Source organism: Methylomonas sp. Uni0011 (assembly GCF_056850255.1).
In genome coordinates, this window is the sequence record NZ_JBVVNO010000001.1 from 489,686 (window position 1) to 510,673 (window position 20,988).

21 protein-coding genes are annotated in these 20,988 nt (G+C 54.5%); 3 read left to right on the forward strand and 18 right to left on the reverse strand.

All coding sequences use genetic code 11. The annotated features are described in order from the left end of the window. Positions 1–8: 8 nt before the first annotated feature. Together AC0IM9_RS02235 and secA are read right to left on the reverse strand one after the other, a co-directional pair. Positions 9–2,510 (reverse strand): glycogen/starch/alpha-glucan phosphorylase, encoded by a 2,502-nt coding sequence (locus AC0IM9_RS02235; RefSeq protein ID WP_445370280.1) that lies wholly within the window; start codon positions 2,508–2,510, stop codon positions 9–11. Between the two features lie 127 nt (positions 2,511–2,637). Beyond that, positions 2,638–5,388 carry a preprotein translocase subunit SecA gene (secA, locus tag AC0IM9_RS02240; RefSeq protein WP_482802890.1) on the reverse strand — a complete coding sequence of 917 codons (2,751 nt, stop codon included), beginning with the start codon at positions 5,386–5,388 and terminating at the stop codon, positions 2,638–2,640. Between the two features lie 350 nt (positions 5,389–5,738). On the opposite strand from secA, the gene trkA reads away from it, so the two are divergent. Further along, positions 5,739–7,094, forward strand: coding sequence for a Trk system potassium transporter TrkA (trkA, locus tag AC0IM9_RS02245; RefSeq protein WP_140912192.1), 1,356 nt, complete (start codon positions 5,739–5,741; stop codon positions 7,092–7,094). Here trkA and AC0IM9_RS02250 read toward each other — a convergent pair. Genes AC0IM9_RS02250 through AC0IM9_RS02275 form a run of 6 tightly spaced genes read right to left on the reverse strand, consistent with a single transcriptional unit; the run spans position 7,082 to position 10,752 of the window. Then, the gene (locus AC0IM9_RS02250; protein ID WP_278212355.1) at positions 7,082–7,633 is read right to left on the reverse strand and encodes a hypothetical protein; all 552 of its coding nucleotides are present in this window, start codon (positions 7,631–7,633) and stop codon (positions 7,082–7,084) included. The genes trkA and AC0IM9_RS02250 overlap by 13 nt on opposite strands. Further along, positions 7,624–8,157: a hypothetical protein gene (locus tag AC0IM9_RS02255; protein WP_482802891.1), complete on the reverse strand. Its 534-nt coding sequence runs from the start codon at positions 8,155–8,157 to the stop codon at positions 7,624–7,626. The genes AC0IM9_RS02250 and AC0IM9_RS02255 overlap by 10 nt, the downstream gene beginning before the upstream one ends. Before the next feature lie 4 nt (positions 8,158–8,161). Then, positions 8,162–8,536: a VOC family protein gene (locus AC0IM9_RS02260; protein WP_140912195.1), complete on the reverse strand. Its 375-nt coding sequence runs from the start codon at positions 8,534–8,536 to the stop codon at positions 8,162–8,164. Between the two features lie 32 nt (positions 8,537–8,568). Further along, the gene (locus AC0IM9_RS02265) at positions 8,569–9,366 is read right to left on the reverse strand and encodes a hydroxypyruvate isomerase family protein (protein ID WP_482802892.1); all 798 of its coding nucleotides are present in this window, start codon (positions 9,364–9,366) and stop codon (positions 8,569–8,571) included. Between the two features lie 2 nt (positions 9,367–9,368). Further along, on the reverse strand, positions 9,369–10,247 hold the full coding sequence (locus AC0IM9_RS02270; protein ID WP_482802893.1) for an NAD(P)-dependent oxidoreductase: 879 nt from the start codon (positions 10,245–10,247) through the stop codon (positions 9,369–9,371). Between the two features lie 10 nt (positions 10,248–10,257). After that, positions 10,258–10,752, reverse strand: coding sequence for a nucleoside triphosphate pyrophosphohydrolase family protein (locus AC0IM9_RS02275; protein ID WP_140912198.1), 495 nt, complete (start codon positions 10,750–10,752; stop codon positions 10,258–10,260). Between the two features lie 225 nt (positions 10,753–10,977). Between AC0IM9_RS02275 and AC0IM9_RS02280 the strand changes: the two genes are divergently transcribed. After that, positions 10,978–13,155 carry a TonB-dependent receptor family protein gene (locus tag AC0IM9_RS02280; protein ID WP_482802894.1) on the forward strand — a complete coding sequence of 726 codons (2,178 nt, stop codon included), beginning with the start codon at positions 10,978–10,980 and terminating at the stop codon, positions 13,153–13,155. Between the two features lie 75 nt (positions 13,156–13,230). On the opposite strand, the gene AC0IM9_RS02285 is transcribed toward AC0IM9_RS02280, so the two are convergent. The 4 genes from AC0IM9_RS02285 to AC0IM9_RS02300 are packed head-to-tail and all read right to left on the reverse strand — an operon-like array spanning position 13,231 to position 14,948. Next, positions 13,231–13,482, reverse strand: a complete 252-nt coding sequence (locus AC0IM9_RS02285) for a GIY-YIG nuclease family protein (RefSeq protein WP_482802895.1) — start codon at positions 13,480–13,482, stop codon at positions 13,231–13,233. Positions 13,483–13,495: 13 nt separating this feature from the next. Continuing rightward, positions 13,496–13,768, reverse strand: a complete 273-nt coding sequence (locus AC0IM9_RS02290; protein WP_140912205.1) for a hypothetical protein — start codon at positions 13,766–13,768, stop codon at positions 13,496–13,498. Positions 13,769–13,779: 11 nt separating this feature from the next. Continuing rightward, the gene (gene rnhA, locus AC0IM9_RS02295) at positions 13,780–14,232 is read right to left on the reverse strand and encodes a ribonuclease HI (protein WP_482802896.1); all 453 of its coding nucleotides are present in this window, start codon (positions 14,230–14,232) and stop codon (positions 13,780–13,782) included. Positions 14,233–14,234: 2 nt separating this feature from the next. Next, a complete protein-coding gene (locus AC0IM9_RS02300) occupies positions 14,235–14,948 on the reverse strand; it encodes a class I SAM-dependent methyltransferase (RefSeq protein WP_140912207.1) in 714 nt (237 codons plus the stop codon). Between the two features lie 85 nt (positions 14,949–15,033). Between AC0IM9_RS02300 and AC0IM9_RS02305 the strand changes: the two genes are divergently transcribed. After that, positions 15,034–16,629 carry a LysM peptidoglycan-binding domain-containing protein gene (locus AC0IM9_RS02305; protein WP_482802897.1) on the forward strand — a complete coding sequence of 532 codons (1,596 nt, stop codon included), beginning with the start codon at positions 15,034–15,036 and terminating at the stop codon, positions 16,627–16,629. 109 nt (positions 16,630–16,738) lie between these two features. Here the strand turns inward: AC0IM9_RS02305 and AC0IM9_RS02310 are convergent, their stop codons facing one another. The 6 genes from AC0IM9_RS02310 to AC0IM9_RS02335 all read right to left on the reverse strand — a co-directional run bounded on the left by AC0IM9_RS02310 (position 16,739) and on the right by AC0IM9_RS02335 (position 20,986). Beyond that, on the reverse strand, positions 16,739–17,668 hold the full coding sequence (locus AC0IM9_RS02310; protein ID WP_482802898.1) for an HDOD domain-containing protein: 930 nt from the start codon (positions 17,666–17,668) through the stop codon (positions 16,739–16,741). A gap of 13 nt (positions 17,669–17,681) precedes the next feature. Beyond that, positions 17,682–18,977, reverse strand: a complete 1,296-nt coding sequence (locus AC0IM9_RS02315) for a sigma-54 interaction domain-containing protein (RefSeq protein ID WP_278212366.1) — start codon at positions 18,975–18,977, stop codon at positions 17,682–17,684. Between the two features lie 316 nt (positions 18,978–19,293). Next, the gene (bfr, locus tag AC0IM9_RS02320; RefSeq protein WP_140912211.1) at positions 19,294–19,758 is read right to left on the reverse strand and encodes a bacterioferritin; all 465 of its coding nucleotides are present in this window, start codon (positions 19,756–19,758) and stop codon (positions 19,294–19,296) included. Between the two features lie 28 nt (positions 19,759–19,786). Beyond that, positions 19,787–19,984 (reverse strand): (2Fe-2S)-binding protein, encoded by a 198-nt coding sequence (locus AC0IM9_RS02325; RefSeq protein WP_140912212.1) that lies wholly within the window; start codon positions 19,982–19,984, stop codon positions 19,787–19,789. Between the two features lie 3 nt (positions 19,985–19,987). Then, positions 19,988–20,251 carry an RnfH family protein gene (locus AC0IM9_RS02330; RefSeq protein WP_140912213.1) on the reverse strand — a complete coding sequence of 88 codons (264 nt, stop codon included), beginning with the start codon at positions 20,249–20,251 and terminating at the stop codon, positions 19,988–19,990. 12 nt (positions 20,252–20,263) lie between these two features. After that, positions 20,264–20,986: an electron transport complex subunit E gene (locus tag AC0IM9_RS02335; RefSeq protein WP_278212368.1), complete on the reverse strand. Its 723-nt coding sequence runs from the start codon at positions 20,984–20,986 to the stop codon at positions 20,264–20,266. Positions 20,987–20,988 lie beyond the last annotated feature (2 nt).

Here is a 20,988-nt window from a genome sequence, read left to right on the forward strand (position 1 = left end):
CGCTGCCTTTAATTGTCGACCTTAACCGGTTCCAGTTTCCAGATATCGCGGTTGTATTCGCTGATAGTACGGTCCGTGGAAAACTTGCCGCTGGCGGCGGTGTTGATAATACTCATTTTGGTCCAGCGCTCTTGATCGCGGTACGCCAATTCCACCCGGCGTTGAGCATCAATGTAGCTGCGAAAATCGGCGATCGTCATCCACGGGTCGTGCGGGCTTTTGATCGAACCGATGATATCGTCGAAAATGCCCGGCTCGAATTGATTGAAATGGCCGCACTCAAGCAGGCGCATGACTCCTTGCAGATCGCTATCCTGATTAATATAGGGCTGCGGATCGTAATGCGGACGCAAGGCCTCCACTTCAGCCTCGGTCAAGCCGAACAGGAAAAAATTCTCAGCACCGACTTCCTCGCGAATTTCAATGTTGGCACCATCCAACGTACCGATAGTCAAGGCGCCGTTCATCATGAACTTCATGTTCCCAGTACCGGAAGCTTCTTTACCCGCCGTCGAAATTTGCTCGGACAGATCGGCGCCGGGGCAGATTTTTTCCATGGCCGATACGCAGTAATTCGGCATGAACACCAGTTTCAGTTTATCGCCGACGTCAGGATCGTCGTTGATCACATTCGCCACGTTGTTGATCAACTTGATGATTTTTTTGGCCATCACGTAGCCGGGCGCGGCTTTGCCGCCGATCAGCACACAACGGTCGACCCAGTTGGCCGTATCGCCGCGCTTGATCCGGTCGTAGAGATGGATCACGTGCAATACATTCAGAATCTGGCGTTTGTACTCGTGAATACGTTTGACTTGCACGTCGAACAAAGCATCGACATTGATTTCGATATCGTGCTCTTCTTTCTTGTAATCGACCAGTCGTTGCTTACTGGCGCGATTGAGCTCGTACCACTTCTTGCGGAACGCGGCATCCTCAGCATAAGGCCTGAGTTTGGCAAGTTGCGACAAATCGGTGACCCAGGCGTCTCCAATCGTCTCGGTAATCAATTGCGCCAATTCAGGGTTGCAGCCTGCCAGCCAACGCCGCGGCGTTACGCCGTTGGTTTTGTTATTGAATTTTTGCGGCCACAATTCGTAAAAATCTTTGAACAGGCCGTCCTTCAGCAACTTGGAATGCAGTTCGGCCACGCCATTGACCGAAAAACTGCCGACAATGGCCAAAAACGCCATGCGCACTTGTTTTTGATGACCTTCCTCAATGATCGACATCCGGGCCATCCGGGCGCCATCCCCAGGCCAACGCGCCGAAACCTCGGACATGAAATGAGCATTGATATCAAAAATAATCTCCATCAAGCGCGGCAACAGGGTTTGCATTAAGCGCACCGACCATTTTTCCAGCGCTTCGGGCAACAAGGTATGGTTGGTATATGCCATCGTACTGCGGGTGATACCCCAGGCCTCCTTCCAGGACAGGCCGTGAATATCCATCAACAGACGCATTAATTCGGCGACAGCGATGCTGGGATGGGTGTCATTCAGCTGAAAACAGTTTTTCTCGGCGAATTTAGCGAAATTATTGCCGTGACGGCCGACCCAGTTGGCAATCACGTCCTGCAAACTGGCAGACGCCAGTAGATACTGCTGTTGCAGGCGCAGAGCCTTGCCGTTTTCGTTGGCATCGTTCGGATACAACACCATCGTGATGTTTTCGGCAGTATTTTTCTCGGCCACCGCCTCGGCATAGTCGCCGGCATTGAATTCCTGCAGATTGAACTCTTCGGTGGCAATCGCTTTCCACAGCCGCAGAGTGTTTACCGTGCCGTTTTTATAACCCGGCACCGGCGTGTCGTATGGCATAGCCAACACGTCGTGAGTATCGATCCAACTGGTGCGCTTGTTGCCTTTTTCGTCGATATGGCTTTGGGTCCGGCCGCCGAATTTGATCCGATGCATGTATTCCGGGCGCTCGATTTCCCAAACGTTGCCCATTCGCAGCCAGTGGTCCGGGCGCTCGATCTGCTCGCCGTTGACGATTTGCTGAGAAAACATGCCGTATTCGTAACGCAAACCGTAGCCGGTGACCGGCAATTGCAAGGTGGCACAGCTATCGATAAAACAAGCCGCCAACCGCCCCAGGCCGCCGTTACCCAATCCGGCATCGGGCTCGCTTTCCACTAATTCTTCCGCTTCTAAGCCCAAATCGTACAAGGCTTGCGTGACGACATCGTCTACGCCCAAATTCAACATCGCGTTACTCAACGAACGGCCGATCAGGAATTCCATCGACAGATAGAACGCTTTTTTACAATCGGAATCGCGATAAACGTTGTAGGTTTTCTTCCAGCGCTCAACCAAGCGGTCACTGATGGCTAGAGACAGCGCTTCATAGGCGTAATGGGGCGAACGGCAATTTTCGTCGCGGCCGAGGCGGTGGCTGTAGTAGTGTTTGAAATCGGCAATGAAATGCTTTTTTTCCATGCCGAGTTTCGGCAATTTGGTGATATCGGCGGCGGGACTGCTTTTATGAAAAACTCTATGCGGCATAGTGATTACCTCAGGAACTAGTGGACTATTAAGCCTCGAGCCGCAATTGCGGGCGGCGAGCCGAGCTCTAAACTCCGAGCACCGAGTCGGTGCGGTGCCGCGCTTGCTAGCGGCACCGCAATCCCGATCACTCTAGCTTACCATGGCACTGCTTGTACTTTTTACCCGATCCGCAGGGACACGGATCGTTACGGCCGACCTTGGCGCCGTGACGCACGAAAGGCTGTTCCGCCAAACCGGACTCTGACTCCGGTTCCTGCGCGGCTGGAGCCGGTGCAGTCTCTTCAAATACGGATTGGGCTTCGGCGTGCTCGAAATGCATTTCCTGCGGCGCCTGACGCTGCTCGTCGATGGCCTGCACGTCTTCTTCCCGCGCGATCTGCACTCGGGCCAAAATCATCACGACTTCGTGCTTGATGTGGTCCAGCAAGCTGTTGAACATTTGGAAGGATTCGCGCTTGTATTCCTGCTTCGGGTCCTTTTGCGCGTAACCGCGGAAATGGATACCTTGACGCAATTGATCCATTGCGGCCAAGTGTTCTTTCCAGGCGTTGTCCAGCACTTGCAGCATGACCGATTTTTCGAAATGGCGCATGACTTGCGTCCCAACAGTCTGCTCGCGGCGCAGGCCTTCTTCCGCGGCCTTTTCCACAATCAGCTCGCGCAATTTCTGCTCGTTCAAACTGCGGTCGCTGTCCAACCAATCGCCCAGCGGCAAGCTCAAATGAAACTCTTGCTGTAAATGGGCTTCCAGACCACGCACGTCCCATTGCTCTTCCATCGTCTTCGGCGGAATGAACTGGGTAATCGCGTCGTTCAACACGTCGGCGCGAATCGCAGCAATAATGTCGCTGATATCCTCAGCTGCCATCAATTCATTACGCTGCGCGTAAATCACCTTACGCTGGTCGTTGGCGACGTCGTCGTAAGCGAGAATTTCCTTGCGGATATCGAAGTTACGGTTCTCGACTTTGCGTTGCGCGCTTTCGATAGACCGCGTCACCCAAGGATGTTCGATCGCTTCGCCCTCTTCCATGCCCAGCTTCTGCATCAGCGACGCCACCCGTTCCGACGCGAAAATCCGCATCAAATCGTCTTCCAGCGACAAATAAAACCGGGTCGAACCAGGATCGCCCTGCCGGCCGGAGCGGCCGCGCAATTGGTTGTCGATCCGCCGCGATTCGTGACGCTCGGAGCCGATCACGTGCAGACCACCGCTGGCCAACACTTGCTCGTGCCGATCCAGCCAAGCACCGCGAACCCGCTCTTTGTCGGCTTCGCTGGCGTCAGGCCCCAGCGCATCGAGTTCGGCATTCAAGTTACCGCCCAAAACGATGTCGGTGCCGCGACCGGCCATGTTAGTGGCAATCGTGACGGCGCCGGGCAAACCGGCCATTTCGATAATGTGCGCTTCCCGCTCGTGTTGTTTCGCGTTCAAGACTTCATGCTTGATGCCCTGCTCGCGCAGCATCGCCGAAATCCGTTCGGAATTTTCGATCGAGGTGGTGCCGACCAAGACCGGTTGGCCGCGCTTGGCGCAGTCCTTGATGTCTTCGATCACGGCTTTGTATTTCTCGCGGGCCGACAGATAGACCAAATCGCCCATGTCCTTGCGAATCATCGGCCGGTGGGTCGGAATCACCACGACTTCCAGACCGTAGATTTTATTCAGCTCGAAAGCTTCGGTGTCGGCGGTACCGGTCATACCGGACAACTTATGATACAGGCGGAAATAATTCTGGAAGGTAATCGAAGCCAGAGTCTGGTTCTCGTTTTGAATCGGCACTCCTTCTTTGGCTTCCATCGCTTGGTGCAAACCCTCGGACCAACGCCGACCCAGCATCATCCTGCCGGTAAACTCGTCGACGATAATGACTTGGCCGTCTTTGACCACGTAATCGACGTCGCGCTGGAACAAGACATGCGCCCGCAAAGAGGCGTTCAAGTAATGCATCAAGCGAATGTTGACCGGGTCGTACAAAGTGGAGCCTTCCGGAATCAAGTCTTGCTCGGTCAGCAAACGTTCGACTTTCTCGTAACCGGCTTCGGTCAAGTGAATTTGCCGCTGTTTTTCATCGACCGCGTAATCCCCCGGCATCTTGTCTTGCTGCTCCGGATCCTCGGCTTTTTCCTGCTTGGTCAGATGCGGAATGATGCGGTTGGTAATCGAATAGATGTCGGTACTACCCTCGGCTTGACCGGAAATAATCAACGGCGTTCTGGCCTCGTCGATCAGGATCGAGTCCACCTCGTCGACGATGGCAAAATGCAACTCGCGCTGGACTTTCTGTTCCAGGCTAAACGCCATATTGTCGCGCAGGTAGTCGAAACCGAATTCGTTGTTGGTGCCGTAGGTGATATCTGCCGCATAGGCAGTTTTACGTTGTTCGTGGTTCAAATCGCTGACAATGACGCCGGTGGTCAATCCCAGAAATCCGTAGAGCCGCCCCATCCACTCCGCGTCGCGCCGGGCCAGATAATCGTTGACGGTAACGACGTGTACGCCTTTGCCGGGCAAGGCGTTCAAGTATGCGGCCAAGGTTGCCATCAAGGTTTTACCCTCGCCGGTTTTCATCTCGGCAATCTTGCCGCTGTGCAACACCATACCGCCGATCAACTGCACGTCGAAATGGCGCATGCCGAAAACGCGGGTGGAAGCTTCGCGGACCGCGGCAAACGCCTCCGGCAACAAATCGTCGAGTTTTTCACCCTGGGTCAAGCGATCGCGGAACTCTTGCGTTTTAGCCTGCAAAGCGGCGTCGGATAATGTTTCGTACTCGGCGGCCAGCGCATTGACTTTCTTGACCAGCTTGCGTTTCTTCTTGACCAGCCTGTCGTTGCGGCTGCCAACTACCATTTTAACCAGCTTACCCAGCATGATACTTCCAGTGTGAGAGTGAACCAAAGTTTGCGATTATAAACGTTATGAGGCGGCAATGACCAGAAAACAAGCCTAACGCACTGAGCCGGCCGACGGCTTACATAGCGAACGAGGCCGGTTTAGCCCGGTTGTGCGCGCAGGTCGAAATCGTTGGCAAACTCTAATCCCCGCCGCGTTTTATACCAGCACCGCCAGCGCCGGTATCCGCAGGCAATTCGGCGCCGCCAAGCTCGGGTTTTAGCATGGACATGCCGGGCGATAGGCGTATAATCCGCGGCCTTTAACCCAGCTGGCTTAGCATCTAGCGGAATCTGTCCGCCAAGCCCTTATCCCCGGCGTTACGTGTCATGAAAATAGTTATATTAGGTGCCGGCGTGACCGGCTCATCGGTTGCCGGCGCCCTGGCCAGCGAAGAAAACGATATCGTGGTTATCGACAAAAACCCGAGCCTGCTAACCGAACTGAAGGGACGCCTGGATATCGCCACCATCGAAGGCAACGCTGCCCATCCGAGTATTTTGGAACAAGCCGGCATTCGCGACGCCGACATGGTGATCGCCGTCACCGACCGCGACGAAACCAATATGCTGGCCTGCCAGGTGATCAACACGCTGTACAGCAAACCCAAAACCATCGCCAGGGTGCGAGCGATCGACTTCCTGAACCATCCGCAATTATTCCAACCCGGCGGCATCGATATTGTCATCAGCCCGGAACAGGTCGTCACCGAATCCATCCACAATCTGATCAAATACCCCGGCGCACTGCACGTTTCCGAATTCGCCGACGGTTTAGTCCGTTTGTTTTCGATCCGGGTAGTGCCGACCGGTTTCCTGACCGGCAAACGCATCCACGCCGTCAAAGAAAAACTGGCCGACAGCATGATCCGGGTTGCGGCGATCTTCCGCGACGGCAAGGCAATCGCGGTTAACGGCGAAGCGGTCATCGCCAGCGGCGACGAAGTGTTTTTCGTCTGCCCGCGCGAGAAAGTCCTGAAGACCCTGATCGACCTGCACAAGCTGGAATCGCCGATCAAAACGATCATGCTGGCTGGCGGCGGCCATGTCGGCAAGCGTCTGGGCATCGCCTTGCAGCACAATTACCAGGTCAAAATCATCGAAAAGGATATCAACCGCGCCCGGGAAATCGCCAACGACCTGCGCCGCACCCTGATTTTGCACGGCGATTGCACCGACGAATCCCTACTGCAGGAAGAAATGATCGAGAACATCGACCTGTTCTGCGCGATTACCAATAACGACGGCATCAACCTGATCGCCGCCGGCTTGGCCAAAAAACTGGGCGCGAAAAAATCGATCTGCCTGGTCAACAATAACTCTTACTTGAAACTGCTGGACGGCAGCGATATCGATTTGGCGATTCAACCCAAACTAGAGACGCTGGGCGGGATTTTAAAGCACGTCCGCAAAGGCGACGTGGTCGGCGTGAGCTCGGTATGCGGCGGCAGCGCCGAAGCCATAGAGGCCATCGCCCACCGCAGCAAGAACTCTTCATCGGTAGTCGGCTTGCGCGTCGACCAAGTCAACTTACCCGACGGCGTGATTCTCGGCGCTTTGATTCGGGAAAAGGAAGTGATTCCGGTCCATCACGATACCGTGTTCGCCGAAGGCGACCACGTAGTGATGTTCGCGCTGAATAAAAAGCTGATTAAAGATATCGAAGAATATTTTCAGCCGATCTGATTTTCGAAATCGGCATCGATACAGGCCAACGCCCGCTGCGGCAGGCCTTCGGCGGTATCCGACTGTAACGACGCCCGACTGTCTTCGTGAACAGCCGTCATGAACTGCAACAGTTGCATTTCAATCTGCAATTTCTGCTGCGGTTCGTCAGTCTCCCACATCCGGTTCAGCAACTGTTTGGCGTGGTGATGGATCGTGAATGCGACCGCTTCCGGCAAGTGACCGTAGCTACGGCATAGCGAGTCTTTCAATTTATCCAGCGACTGCAAATATTGCTGGTAATCCTGCAAGTCTTGCCGACAACGGGTTTTCAGCATCGCCAGTTCATTCTGGTTGCGTGCCTTGTTCAAAGCCAATTCGTGCGCGAGTTGCTGGCTGCGTTTTTTTAATTCCGCCACCAATTCCTGCTCGGCCAAAGCTTGTTCGCGGCGCAGTTGCACCAGGTCGTCCTGCCGGGACAAGCGCCAATGCAGATTGTCGTCGCTACTACGCCGCCAAAACGTCAAGGCTTCCGCCAACCAGCGCCGCATCACGGACATGGCAATTGTTTGCGCAATGCCAGCATCGCGGCCGCATCCGCCTGCTTGTAATGTTGCCTTAGCGATTTGCGCAGTGCCTTATAAGTCGCAGCGGGCACCCGCTTGCGGACCGCCGCCAGCTCAGCTGCGATAGCCTGCCGTAATTGCCGCAAATGTTTACGGTTGTTTGCGGCAGAGATACGCCCACGCTCAAGTTGCATCCGATAACGCAGTTGCCGCGCCTCCGCAGCGGCGCGCAAGCCGGCGTCACGGAGTTGGTTGCGCAACGCCCACCAACAGCGAATTTCCGCGGCATCGCGCCGAAAATAGCTGCGCAACTCCCGATACAGTGCTTTTGCCAAAGCAATCAGACCAAGCACTCCCAACCCAACCATCGCAAGTAATAGAAACTTACTCGCTACAGCGTAAAAAAAACCGGCCAGTAAAACCAAGCCAAGCCGAAAACAGAAAAAACCGGTTACAAACAACAACATCGCCAGACTGCCAACCGTCAACCCCAGGTACATGATGCGCCCTAATCGCATACACTCAAGCCCGCTCGATGAACTCCAGCGCATTACCGTCGCGATCCCGGCAAAACAAAGCCCGACGTCCGGAAATACTTAGCGTATAAGCCACACCGGACGCCTCCAAATCGCTCCGCAACGCGTCCACCGAATCGATATGCATCGCCACGTGGCGGTCGCGACCACCGTGGGCCGGCCGACCGGTAGTCGGATCCGGGTTTTCCAGTTCCAACAAATGGATTTGCTGGTCGCCGATTGCCAGCCAAGCGCCTGGAAACGGCAACGGCGGACGTTCGATAAGCTGCATGCCGAGTACATCCCGATAAAAACGCAGCGACTGCTCGGTATCGGAAACAATCAGACTGGCATGGTGAATCGTGAAGTTATGCTTGGACATATTTCTGGTCTAACAATTGGACGTTATTTGGATTATACCGCGCGAATATTGCCTGCCGAGCAGCTTTTCAGCCAAGTAAGGCTATCGGCGGTTACTGCGCTTGGCCGGTATTCGGCTCCGGTCCAGCCTGCGTAATCGGAATCGCGAATAAGTTGGAACAAGGCTGAAAAATCCACTGCCCCGCTACCCGGTTCACCGCGTCCCGGACAGTCGGCAAACTGGATATGGCCGACCTGACCAATGTGGCGGCGCAGAAAATCGGCGCAATCCTCGTCCATCCGGCTCATGTGATAAATGTCGTATTGCAGGCGCAATTGCGGATGATTCAAGTCGTGCAGTATTTTCAGCATCTGCGCGCTGCTATCGACAATAAATCCCGGCATATCGAAACTGTTCACCGCTTCGAAAACGGTGATGATATCTCGCTCAGCAAACACCCGAACGGCGTAATCCAGGTTTTCCAGAAAGGTTGCCCGGTATTCGGCCAACCGTTCCGAGTTCTGGCAGCGGCCGGGCAACACGTTTATCGCTCCGGGCCGCAACACTTCGGCATAGCCTAGCGCCTGTTCCACTGCTCGTTGAAAATCCTGCCGCTTTTCCGGCACCGCGGCGAGACCTTCGCCGCCTTGCAACAAGGTATCGGCATCGACATTGAACAACACCAGCCGCAAACCGTTGTCATCCAATAGCTGCCGCAATTCCGCGGCCGGAACGCTGTAGGGGAACTGAATTTCAACCGCATCGAAACCGTTGGCCTTGGCGGCAGCGAACCGTTGCGCCAGCGGATATTCGTTAAATAGCAGGCTGAGATTGGCCGAAAACTGCAACATGGTTAAGGTTTGAGATATTGTTTGACCAAGGTCGAAGGGTCCTGCTCCAGAAATCCGCGACTGCCGTGCAATTGCATCAGTTGCGCCGCCAGCCCGGACATCGGCACCGCGCTGCCCTGCTTGGTGGCCAGTTCGACCGCCATGTTCAAATCCTTCAGCAAGGTTTTAACCCGCCACTTCACCGGTTCGAAACGCTCTGCCGCCATTTCCGGCCCCACGATTTGCAAGGGTTTGGAATCGGCAAAACCGCCGGCCAAAGCTTCCGGTATTTTGGCCGAGTCAACGCCTGCCGCTTTGGCCAGGGCCATCATTTCCGCAATCACCAGTACATTGCAACTGACGATCATTTGATTGCAAATCTTGGTGGTCTGGCCGCTACCGACCGGCCCCATATGAGTCAGGCGGCTGTATAAAGGCCGCAGCACCTCGCGCGCAAGGGCAATATCGGCCGCATCCCCTCCCGCCATGATGGCCAAAGTTCCTTGCTCGGCGCCGGCGGTGCCGCCGGAAACGGGGGCATCGATCCAAGCCATGCCGCACGCGGATTCCAATTCACGGGCCAGCCGCCGGGTGGCTTCCGGGTCGATACTGGACAAGTCGATCAGCAATTTACCGGGACCGCCGTTGTCCAATATTTGGCTTGCGACAACCTGTTCTACGGCGGCGGTATCCGACAAACACAAAATTGTCACATCGACTGCACGCACCAGTTCGGCAACGGAACCGCAAACCACGGCACCGGCCTCAGCTACCGGCTTGGTCTTTTCCCGATTTCGATTCCAAACCCAAACTTGGTCACCAGCTTGCAGCAGGCGCAACACCAACGGCCGGCCCATCAGGCCGATGCCGACGAAACCTAATTTGTAGGGTCGCCCAAGCATAGTAGCCCGCTTATTCGAACAAAGCCGGACTCAAGTCGATCCGTACCGAATCGCCCTGCCCACTTAATAGATGGCGCTGCAAAATTTGGAAGGCCTGGTCGAAATCGGCATTGACGAAACGCTGCGCCAGATGCACGCAGATGGAATACAAACCCGAGTAATGCACGGTTTCGCCCGATGCGCATTGGTTGACCTTATCGGATAAAACCCTGACCACCGACAAGACCGAACCGTCCTGGCGCCAGTTGGCCGCAACTGTCACCACATCGTCGCCGCGGGTCGCAATGGCCGCCAATGCGTTGAACGCCAAGTCCACCAAACCGGCCAGTATTTTTTCCAGATCGCCGGCGGCAATCGCTTTAAAGGTGTCGCTGGCGCAATCCAGCAACAAAGCCTGGCGTAGGACAATATCCATATCCGAAAGACGGCCGGCATCGCCTTCTTCCGGTTGGACGATGCCGAAAGTGTCGTGAAAAGCCCTGACTTGTTGCAGATGTTTATTCATCGTTTTCCCCAAACTTAACAAATGACCGGGCATGGTACAGGGCTAAAAATAAAACAGCAAAAAATCCAATCCAATGCGGCGCAAGACACTCACGCCACCACTACCAAAGTGAATGGTAAATAATATGCATTATCATTTACCTTTTGCATTAAGGAACGTATACTTCCGTTAACTTTGGTAAATACCCTACTTGTCTTATAGAAACTACCGATGCGGATCAACACCATGCCGAAAAAATATTCACACCTCTTGATACCCGGTCAAATCGCCATACTCCTCGGCCATTCTCCGATTTTGCTCGCAGCACCCGCCGCCGAAGATTCTGAGCTGGAAATGCCGGTGGTGGAAATCGTCGATTCCGCGGAAACCCTGCAAAAAATCCCCGGCACCATTAATGTACTGACCCAGGAAGAGTTGTTCGAAAGCCATGTGTTTAACGTCAACGAGGCGTTGCGAAAAATCCCTGGCGTCAATGCCCGCGACGAGGAAGGTTTCGGCATGCGGCCCAACATCGGTATCCGCGGCATGAACCCCACCCGCTCCACCAAAACCTTGTTATTGGAAGACGGCATCCCGCTCTCGTACGCTCCTTACGGCGATAATGCCAGTTATTACCATCCGCCGATCGAACGTTTCGCCAGCATCGAAGTGTTGAAGGGTCCGTCGCAAATCTTGTACGGCCCGCAAACCATCACCGGCACTATCAACTATCTGACGCCGAATCCGCCTAGCAAGCCCGGCGGTTATCTAAGCTTTACCGGCGGTACCCGCGACTTTTACGACGGCCATTTCAACTATGGCGGCACGGTCGGCGATTTCGGCGGTCTGGTCGATATCACTCACAAAGAAAGCCGCGGCGCCCGCGACAATACCCATTCCGACATCAACGATTTCAACATTAAAGGTGTCTACGATATCGACGCGAGCAATGCCCTGACCATTCGCTCCAACTATTTCCAGGAAGACTCGCAATTGACCTATTCCGGCATCACCGACGCCGAAATGCGCAACTTCGGGATTCGCTACAACCCGTTTAAAAACGACCGGATGATGACCGACCGCTGGGGTACTTCAGTCACCCACCAGTACAGCATCAACAATAACGCAACGTTGACCACCAATGTCTATTGGTCGCATTTCCATCGCGACTGGTGGCGCCAAGCCAGCACGACCACCGACAACCAGTGCGGCTTCAATACCGCCAGACTCAATGGCGTCGCGGTCAATCCCGACGCTTGCAACTCGATTCAGGGCCGGTTGCGGGATTACTACAGCTACGGCGTCGAACCGCGTCTCCATGTCAACCACAAAACCCTGGGCGTCGACAACGAACTCGACATCGGCTTCCGCGCCCACTTCGAAGAACAGCAGCGGATTCAGGAAAATAAACAATTTTTGACCGGCACGATAACCTCGTTCGCCGAACGTAACGAGCGCGAAACCGATGCCTACTCCGGCTTCGCCCAAAACCGGTTCATACTCGGCGATTGGAGTTTGACGCCGGGCGTTCGTATCGAACACGTCGATTTTCGCCGCCTGAACAAACTCACCAACGCTGCCGGCGATACCACGCTGACCGAAATCTTGCCGGCGTTCGGTATCGCGCATACCCCGAACGACAAGATCACCACCTTTTTCGGTTTTCACGGCGGCTTTGCCCCGCCGCGCGCGGAGGATACGCTGAGCAATGTCGGCACCGTCGTGGACGTCGGGCCGGAGAAAAGTTGGAATTACGAGGTGGGCGTCAGGACCAAACCATATAAAGGCGCCAAATTGGATGCCACCTTGTTCCACGCCGATTTCTTGCAGCAAAACGCAGTCGGCAGCATCGCCGGCGGTTCCACCCCGCTGGCCGCCGGACAGGCTCTATACCAGGGCGCCGAACTGTCGGCCCGCCAGGACTTCGGCCCGTTGTTCGACAGCGATCATAACGTTTACCTGCAAGCCGCTTACACTTGGGTCGGTACTGCCGAGATGACTTCCGCTTTCCGCTGTCTGGCCACCGGCACCGATTGCAACAACGCTACGGCAATTGCGATGGCCAACGGCAACTTTGTCGGCAACCGCCTGCCCTACTCGCCGGAACACAACCTGACCACCACCATCGGTTATGCCCATCCCAGCGGCTTCGATCTGCATCTGGAAACGGCTTACGTCGGCGAACAATTCAGCGATTTTGCCAATACCGGCACGGCGCCGGTCAACGGTAACGGCCAAACCGGCAAAATCGACGACTATGTAGTGTTAAACGTCGCCACCACCTATCACGCCAAACCGATCAACACCGATTTCTTCGTATCGCTGAAAAACCTGCTCGACGAGACTTACATCGTCGACAGGACCCGCGGCATTCTGCCGGGCTCGCCGCGTTTGGTCCAAGCCGGTTTTAAAGTCAATTTTTGATAACAAGCCGGCCAACTTGCGGCTGACAGGGACGTAGCCGCGGGGCAATTGCAAACCCACCACAAACTTGTCCGCTTAGCGGGCCGATTGCAGCATTGCCAGCTTTTCGACCCGCGCCATGCGCTTGATCTCGGCTTCCCGCCGGCTGGCGGTCGCCCTGTCGTGTTCCGACTCCGTGTAAACGATCCGAAGCGGCTGCTTGGACCTGAAATACTTGGCGCCAGTGCCGGTCAGATGCTGGCGAAACCGCCGTTCGACATCGGTAGTGATGCCGGTATACAGACTACCGTCACAACATTCGATGATGTAAACCGACCAACCCGCCATCGCACCGGCCGGGTCAAGCCGACTTATTCAACCAGGCGTTGATAGCCAGCGCGACCGCTACGCCAAAAGCGATGTAGGCGTACTGCACGGTGAATACCAACAAACCATTTTGAGTGTGACTTGCCGTATCTTTAATCATCGGCGTCACGATCAACGTCCAAAGCACCGCCGCCAAAAAATAGACCACTACCCCGGACACCGCCCAGGAAATCGCCGGCCGGCCCGAGCGCGCGGCCGTGTTGTAAAACCATACTGCGATTAACGCCGCCGCTACCGAACCTATCATGTATCACCTGTTTAATTATTGAGTAACCCGGCAACCGGGGGAATACCCAGGTTTGCCAACTGGTCGGCGCGTTCGTTGCCGGGAACGCCGGCATGGCCCTTGACCCAGACCCAATCGATCCGATGGCGTTGGATCGCCGCATCCAGACGCTGCCACAATTCAACGTTTTTCACCGGCTGATTGGCAGCCGTTTTCCAAGCGCGTTTTTTCCAGTTGGGCATCCATTCGGTAATACCCTGCAACACGTACTTAGAATCGGTATACAGCCTGACGCTACAGGGTTTGTTCAAGGTTTCCAGCGCTTGAATCGCCGCCATCAATTCCATCCGGTTATTGGTGGTTTCTGCCTCTCCGCCGAACAACTCTTTGCGGTGAGCCTTATAGTCCAGGCACACCCCCCAGCCGCCGGGCCCCGGATTGCCCTTGCACGCGCCGTCAGTGTATATGTTGACCGTTTCCGCCATGTTTATGAATCCTCGTGTGAGCGCGACTCCAAGCCCGCCGCAGCAGTCGCTAATTTGGTTTTACGCCGTTTTTCGACGGTCAGGGGTATCAGGGTATATTGTCTCTTTACCGCTCTAATGCCGTAGGCCATCGCAAACAACGCAGCGAATCCGGTTTGGAACTTGCCGTGGGAAATGGTGTAACTATCCAGACCGAACTCGGCCGCAGTCAACAGCTCGAAATTCATCAACTTTAACCAATCCAACATCCGCGATTTACTGATGAAATGCGCGCGCCAGGAATCGGCCATTTTTCGGTCCCACAGAAACTGAAACCGAACCGCCAGACTAAACGGACTGAAATTCAATACCACCAATTCGCCACCCGGCTTCAGCACCCGGTTGACCTCGCGCAGAGTCTGGAACCGGCGCGCATCGAACTCGAGTATATGCGGCAAAATCACCAAATCTATCGACTCGGTCTGTATCGGCAAGCTAAAGGCCTTAGCGGCCACTTTGAGCGCGTCGGCATCGCCCAACGCCTTGCCGTCGAGAATCAGATAATTGCGGTAAAGCGAAAAATCGACGAACTCTTTCTCCCAGCCCAGTCCGCCGATTTGCAATTGGTTTTGTTTGCAACTGACGGTAATCGAGCGTTTCAGGTAACTGGCTTCCATGGTTTGCAACAGCTTCCCCCTTGGGGTTTCGTATAGTGCAAACAAGAATTGTCTTTTCATCTATTCAACCGATAAGGCTATGTTTTTTGGCTATTTTAGAAAGCCATGCTACGATCTAATTTTTTTATTTTAGCGAGTTCAGACAATGCCCCGCTCAATTTCTAAAAAATCAGCCCGTCATCTGTCTTATCTACTACCTATTTTGCTGGTTACAGGTTGTAGCCAACAAGCTCAGAAAGATCATCTGACCCAGTCTTCCACGAGTAAGTTTTCCGTATTTACCCGCAATGGCAAAGCTATCAGCTCGTCTAAGAAACAGGAAGCAGCCAAAGAACATAACACGCTGTGGGACAGAATGTTGTCGCTGTATGCATTGCCTGAAATCGACCACCCCCGGATAGACCGCGAAGTAAATTGGTATCTGCGTAATCCGGACTATCTGTCCCGAGTCCAGCAGCGGGCGGAACCTTATCTTTATTTCATATTGAACGAAATCGAAGCCAAAAACATCCCCGGCGAGCTGGCCTTGTTACCGGCTGTGGAAAGCGCTTTCCGCCCGGATGCAATGTCGCCGGCGCAAGCATCGGGCTTGTGGCAGTTTATTCCGCCGACCGGCAAGCTTTACGGCCTGAAACAAAATAGCTGGTACGACGGCCGCCGCGACGTGGTCGAATCGACCCAGGCAGCCACCACGTTCTTAAAAGAGCTCAGCGAAACCTTCAATAACGACTGGCTGCTGGCGCTGGCGTCTTACAATGCCGGTAAGGGCAATATCAAGAATGCCGTGGACCGGAATGTCGAACGCGGCCAACCCACCGATTTCTGGTCGCTGGATCTGAATAGCGAAACCTCGGCTTACGTCCCCCGGCTGTTGGCGATCGCCAAAATCTTTGCCAATCCGGAAAAATACAACGTCAACTTGCACCAATTCGCCAACCAGCCTTACTTTGAACTGGTCGACGTCAAATCTCAGATCGACCTGGGTAAAGCCGCGGAACTGGCTCAAACCCCGCTGGACGATTTTTTGAAACTGAACCCGGGTTACAACCGCTGGAGTACCGATCCGAACGGCGCCCAGCACTTGCTGATTCCGATCGACAAAGCCGATAAATTCAAGGAAAAACTGGCGGAACTGCCGCACGAAGAACGCATCCGCTGGGAACACCATACGGTGGGTAAAAAAGAGACGCTGAAAAGTATCGCCAGCAAACACCACACCACGGTTGAAGAAATTGCCAGCGTCAACCACCTGGAAGACGAATCGGTGGCGCAAGGCAAAATCTTGCTGATTCCGGCGTCCAACCAATCGCAAAAAGGCGAAGCTACCAGCCTAGCCTCGTCGGCACCGGCAGCCCAAACCTCGGCGCCGATGCCGGCCGGCAAACAGGTGTATACGGTCAAGAAAGGCGACACTTTGTCCCGCCTGGCTCAGCATTTCGCGATCGATCAGGATGACATCGTCAGTTGGAATAAGCTATCGAAAAAAGCCGCGTTAAAACCCGGCCAAAAACTGACCATCAAAAAGACCAGCGGCAGCATCACCGTCGCATCCACGGCACCAGCCATCAAACAAATCAGTTACACCGTCAAACCGGGCGACACGCTGGGCCAAATTTCGAAAAAATTTAATGTCAACGTTACCGAATTGCGCAAATGGAACAATGTGCCGCGCAACAAAGCGGACATAAAACCCGGCTCGAAACTGAAAATCCTGGTCGAAACCAGCCATTCTTCAACCTAATCCCAAATGCGACCCGATCCTGGCGCCCTCGGAATCCGGGGGCGGGGTCGAATTGTAATCACACCAAGCGTAACCGGGATTCAACGCCGCTTGCCTGTAGCGGCAGTGCTCAGTCCGTCAACTGTTCGGCCGTTGCCAGAATATAACTGATCTCGTCATTTTGGCCGTCGAGAATGCGTTCGCAGGCCGCCTCGTCCAAGCCCAACAGCGTCGGCACGTCGTCGGGACAAGCCTGATTCGCGGCATCGCCTATACCCAACTTGCCCAACAGACAATCGCTGTAAAAAGTCAGCAAATTCAGCACGTGATGCTCACCGCGATAACAAGGATTGTGGTGGTGATAAACGATATCGGTGATTGTGCGCGGCATCGACCAGACATTCATTAACCAAGCGCCGATTTCGGTGTGATTCAAACCGAACGCGAAATTTTCCAGGTTAAATATCGCCAAATTCGGATTTGCGTTGATCAGGCCGCTCAGATAGTTGAATTCATCGGGAAACCGATGGCCCAATAACGGAAAGCCGATGTTGTGCATCAAGCCGGCCAGAAACAGCTCTTGGGAACTCGGCCGCATCGGCTCCGGCATAGCCGCCGCCAATTGCGACATTAAACGAGTACTGGCCAAAGCGTGAGTCCAGAACATCCGGGTCCCGATCTGCCCTTCCTTCGGCGATTTCAGCGGCGCCAGCACCGCCAGGCCCAGCGCCAGATCCAGTACGAAATTAAATCCCAGAACCCGGCTAATCGCGTCGTGTACGGTCGTGATTTTGCCGCGGTAGCCGTACAACGAAGAACTGGCCCAACGGATGATTTGCGCCGTCAATAGCGGGTCCAGCTCAATGATTTCAGCCAATTTGGCGACATCGGCATGCGGATCGCCGATCAGATTCAATATGCGCATTGCGCTGCCCGGCAACGGCGGCAACGCTTTGATCTGGGAAATCATTTCCCGCATATCCCGCGGCGGCGTGAAACCGTTACGTTGCTGGTTACCGATGTTGTCCAGCGTCCAGTTGATCAAATTGGATTCCATCATCGCGTCCCGTGGCCTAGTTCAAGTGCAGCCGGTTCAATTTCCGGTAAAGCGTTCTTTCACTGATATTCATTTCGGCCGCTATCAGCTTGCGGTTGCCCTGATATTTTTTCATCAGACTACCGATAAATTCCGCCTCGTACTGCGCCAAGCCGGTCAAGGCTGTTGGCTCGCGCTGCTCGGCAACGCCGTTTCCGGTTTCAGCGATCTCGGCCGGACGCTGCATAAAGTGAATGTCAGTGTCTTGAATCTTGTGTTCCTTACACAAACCGGCGGCCAGTTGTAGACAATTGCGCAACTCGCGGATATTCCCCGGCCAATCGTATTGGATCAACTTGACCAACGCCGCTTGCGTCAGGCTGTAACGCCCATCTCCCACCGCGAGTTGCCCCAGGAAATGGTCGATCAATATCGGCAGGTCCTGCTTGCGCTGGCGTAACGGCGGCGTTCCCACCGGAAACACCGACAACCGGTAGAATAAGTCTTCGCGAAACCGGCCGTTTTTGACCATTTCCGCCAAATTCCGATGGGTCGCACAAACCACTCTGACTTTCGCTTTTTGCATCGTGGTACCGCCCACACGACGAAATTGACCGCTTTCCAAGGCCCGTAACAACTTGGGTTGTTGCGACAACGGCAAATCGCCGATCTCGTCGAAAAACAAAGTGCCATTGTCCGCCAATTCGAATAGGCCTTTCTTCGCCGCGGTGGCGCCGGTAAACGCCCCTTTTTCATGGCCGAACAACTCGCTTTCGAACAAGTCTTCACCCAGGATGGTGCAATCGACAATCACGAATTCGCCATTCGCCTGCTTGGAGTTCCGGTGGACAAACTCGGCGGCCAACTCTTTGCCGGTTCCGGTCTCGCCAAGCAGCATTACCGCAGCTTGAGTATCGGCAGCCTGGCATAACCGGGTTTTAAACTCGGTAAAGGCTGGCGACTTACCTACCATCAAGGTCTCAGATTCTACAGACGGGCCTTTGTGCAATGGTGTCTGCACTTCCCCCAGATACAGCGTGGCATCGGCATCCAACAGCGGAAAACCGCGTACATTTAACGAGGACGGCGCCTCTGGATTACTGTAATCGGGATAGACCCCCGCATACGATTCCAAGGTTCTGAACATTTTCCGGTGCCGGCAATCGCTGTTGTCCGGACAGCACGGTTTACCTACCCGACTCTGCCGGGAAGCGCCAAACCCCAATTCCCAAGCCCGATTGACGGCTACCACATTCAAACCGGCATCGACGATAACCAGCGGCAAGTCGTGTGTTTCCAGCAAGGATTCCAGGGTAAAAGCATTTTGCGGCATACGCTCCATTCCGGCAGTTTTGATAGAAAAATAGGCAACCTCACGCCGCTAGACGGCAACGGCGGGATACGACCGTATCAACCAGCCCAAGGCCGCTCCCAGCAATCGGAGTAAGCATAACCCATAAGCGGAAAGTGGTGGCGAGGCGCGGAAAATATTCGCTGAAGTACCTTCGCCGGCCCTGTCGACAAGCGAGCTGATATTTCGCCGCCTGCGCGACTATTGAATTAAAGAAAGGAAGTTGGGAACACGCGCGAGAAACGGCGGTCGCGCCGCCAAAGGTATTCTCGGCGCGACCGCTGTTTGCAGAAGGGGGTTACATTTGCGACTGCAAATAGTTTTGCAAGCCGATTTTTTCGATCAAATCCAACTGGGTTTCCAGCCAGTCGACGTGTTCTTCCTCGCTTTCCAGGATGTGCTCCAATACTTCGCGGGAGATATAGTCGTTGACCGATTCGCAGTAAGCGATTGCTTCTTTCAACAACGGCAACGCCAGCAATTCCAACTTAAGGTCGCATTCCAGCATTTCCCGCGGATTTTCGCCTATCATCAAGCGGCCCAGGCTTTGCAGATTGGGCAAACCTTCCAAAAACAACACCCGCTCGATCAGCTTGTCGGCGTGTTTCATTTCGTCGATCGACTCGTGGTATTCCTTTTCGTTGAGCTTGTGCAAACCCCAGTTTTTAAACATCCGGGCATGCAAAAAATACTGGTTGATCGCGGTTAATTCGTTTTCCAATACCTTGTTCAGATACTCGATAACTTTCTTGTCGCCTTGCATGTCTAATCTCCTGGGTAATGTGGTTTGGTCAGTGCCGACGATTCGCCGTCTGCTGCAAAGGTCCGGCGGATTTATCGGTCAAGATTCGGGCAATATCCTTGTTGCATTTGCCGCAGTCGCCGCCCACGCCGAAACAATGGAACAGCTGCTTGCGCGAACACAACCCTCTGGCGATTGCGGCATCGAGCTGGCTATCGGTCACCGCTTTGCAAATGCAGACATACATCGCTTATGCCACTCGTCGCCGTTGAACTTGAGTGGGATCGGCGGTGATTTTACGGTAGATTTCCACCCGGTCGCCCTCTTTGACCGGAGCATCCAGCTTGGCTAGTTTACCGAAAATACCGACCTTTTGCGTTTCCAGATCGATCTCCGGAATTTGCTTCAACACGCCGGACAACTGGATCGCATCAGCGATGGTGCTGCCGTCAGGCACTTCCAGACGCAACCAAATTTGCCGATCGGCCTGTGCGTAACATACCCCTACGTTCATCTTCGCCTCCTGTTATTCCACCGCGACCGCATCCTCGTCAACCACCTCCACCGCCGCCTCCACTAGCGGGGCCGGCTTGAGCGCAATTCTGCGATCCAACAACCGCTTCAAGGCCACCATGAACCCGAGCATGATAAAGCCGCCCGGCGGCAACGCCATTAGTAAGAAACCTTTGTATTCCGGTATCAACACGGTCTCCAGAAAGCGAAAACTTTCGCCAAGCAAAACCGAAGCGTTGGCAAATAAAGTACCGGTCGAACTAATCTCGCGCATCGCGCCCAACACCACCATCGCCCCGGTAAAGCCGACACCCATCATCAGACCGTCCCACATCGACGGCATCACCGGCTGCTTGGAAGCGAAGGCTTCGGCGCGGCCGAGAATCACGCAGTTGGTCACGATCAACGGGATGAACAGGCCCAATACTTTGTGCAATTCGTGCATCCAGGCATTCAGAAAAATATCGACCAGCGTCACCAGCGCCGCAATCAGCAGCACGAAAATCGGAATCCTAATTTCCGACGGGATCAAATGCCGGCTGACCGAAACCGCGGCGTTGGAAGCCACCATCACCACCATCGTTGCCAAGCCCATGCCCAAACCGTTGGTTGCGGTTCCGGTCACAGCCAATAGCGGACACAGCGCCAGATTTTGGGTCAAAACCACATTGTTGTCCCACAAGCCGTCGCGGGCGATTTTTCGGTATTGTGCAGAGAATAGAATCGACAGATTCATGA

Excerpts from the sequence above, each read along its gene's own strand:
- bfr (WP_140912211.1), bottom strand. The coding sequence starts at position 19,758 with ATGCAAGGCGACAAGAAAGTTATCGAGTATCTGAACAAGGTATTGGAA.
- AC0IM9_RS02315 (WP_278212366.1), bottom strand. The coding sequence starts at position 18,977 with ATGCCGCAAAATGCTTTTACCCTGGAATCCTTGCTGGAAACACACGAC.
- AC0IM9_RS02235 (WP_445370280.1), bottom strand. The coding sequence starts at position 2,510 with ATGCCGCATAGAGTTTTTCATAAAAGCAGTCCCGCCGCCGATATCACC.
- AC0IM9_RS02260 (WP_140912195.1), bottom strand. The coding sequence starts at position 8,536 with ATGTCCAAGCATAACTTCACGATTCACCATGCCAGTCTGATTGTTTCC.
- trkA (WP_140912192.1), top strand. The coding sequence starts at position 5,739 with ATGAAAATAGTTATATTAGGTGCCGGCGTGACCGGCTCATCGGTTGCC.
- AC0IM9_RS02305 (WP_482802897.1), top strand. The coding sequence starts at position 15,034 with ATGCCCCGCTCAATTTCTAAAAAATCAGCCCGTCATCTGTCTTATCTA.
- AC0IM9_RS02270 (WP_482802893.1), bottom strand. The coding sequence starts at position 10,247 with ATGCTTGGGCGACCCTACAAATTAGGTTTCGTCGGCATCGGCCTGATG.
- AC0IM9_RS02285 (WP_482802895.1), bottom strand. The coding sequence starts at position 13,482 with ATGGCGGGTTGGTCGGTTTACATCATCGAATGTTGTGACGGTAGTCTG.
- AC0IM9_RS02280 (WP_482802894.1), top strand. The coding sequence starts at position 10,978 with ATGCCGAAAAAATATTCACACCTCTTGATACCCGGTCAAATCGCCATA.
- AC0IM9_RS02290 (WP_140912205.1), bottom strand. The coding sequence starts at position 13,768 with ATGATAGGTTCGGTAGCGGCGGCGTTAATCGCAGTATGGTTTTACAAC.
- AC0IM9_RS02275 (WP_140912198.1), bottom strand. The coding sequence starts at position 10,752 with ATGAATAAACATCTGCAACAAGTCAGGGCTTTTCACGACACTTTCGGC.
- AC0IM9_RS02250 (WP_278212355.1), bottom strand. The coding sequence starts at position 7,633 with ATGTCCGTGATGCGGCGCTGGTTGGCGGAAGCCTTGACGTTTTGGCGG.
- AC0IM9_RS02265 (WP_482802892.1), bottom strand. The coding sequence starts at position 9,366 with ATGTTGCAGTTTTCGGCCAATCTCAGCCTGCTATTTAACGAATATCCG.
- AC0IM9_RS02335 (WP_278212368.1), bottom strand. The coding sequence starts at position 20,986 with ATGAATCTGTCGATTCTATTCTCTGCACAATACCGAAAAATCGCCCGC.
- AC0IM9_RS02330 (WP_140912213.1), bottom strand. The coding sequence starts at position 20,251 with ATGAACGTAGGGGTATGTTACGCACAGGCCGATCGGCAAATTTGGTTG.
- AC0IM9_RS02255 (WP_482802891.1), bottom strand. The coding sequence starts at position 8,157 with ATGCGATTAGGGCGCATCATGTACCTGGGGTTGACGGTTGGCAGTCTG.
- AC0IM9_RS02300 (WP_140912207.1), bottom strand. The coding sequence starts at position 14,948 with ATGAAAAGACAATTCTTGTTTGCACTATACGAAACCCCAAGGGGGAAG.
- AC0IM9_RS02325 (WP_140912212.1), bottom strand. The coding sequence starts at position 19,984 with ATGTATGTCTGCATTTGCAAAGCGGTGACCGATAGCCAGCTCGATGCC.
- rnhA (WP_482802896.1), bottom strand. The coding sequence starts at position 14,232 with ATGGCGGAAACGGTCAACATATACACTGACGGCGCGTGCAAGGGCAAT.
- secA (WP_482802890.1), bottom strand. The coding sequence starts at position 5,388 with ATGCTGGGTAAGCTGGTTAAAATGGTAGTTGGCAGCCGCAACGACAGG.
- AC0IM9_RS02310 (WP_482802898.1), bottom strand. The coding sequence starts at position 17,668 with ATGATGGAATCCAATTTGATCAACTGGACGCTGGACAACATCGGTAAC.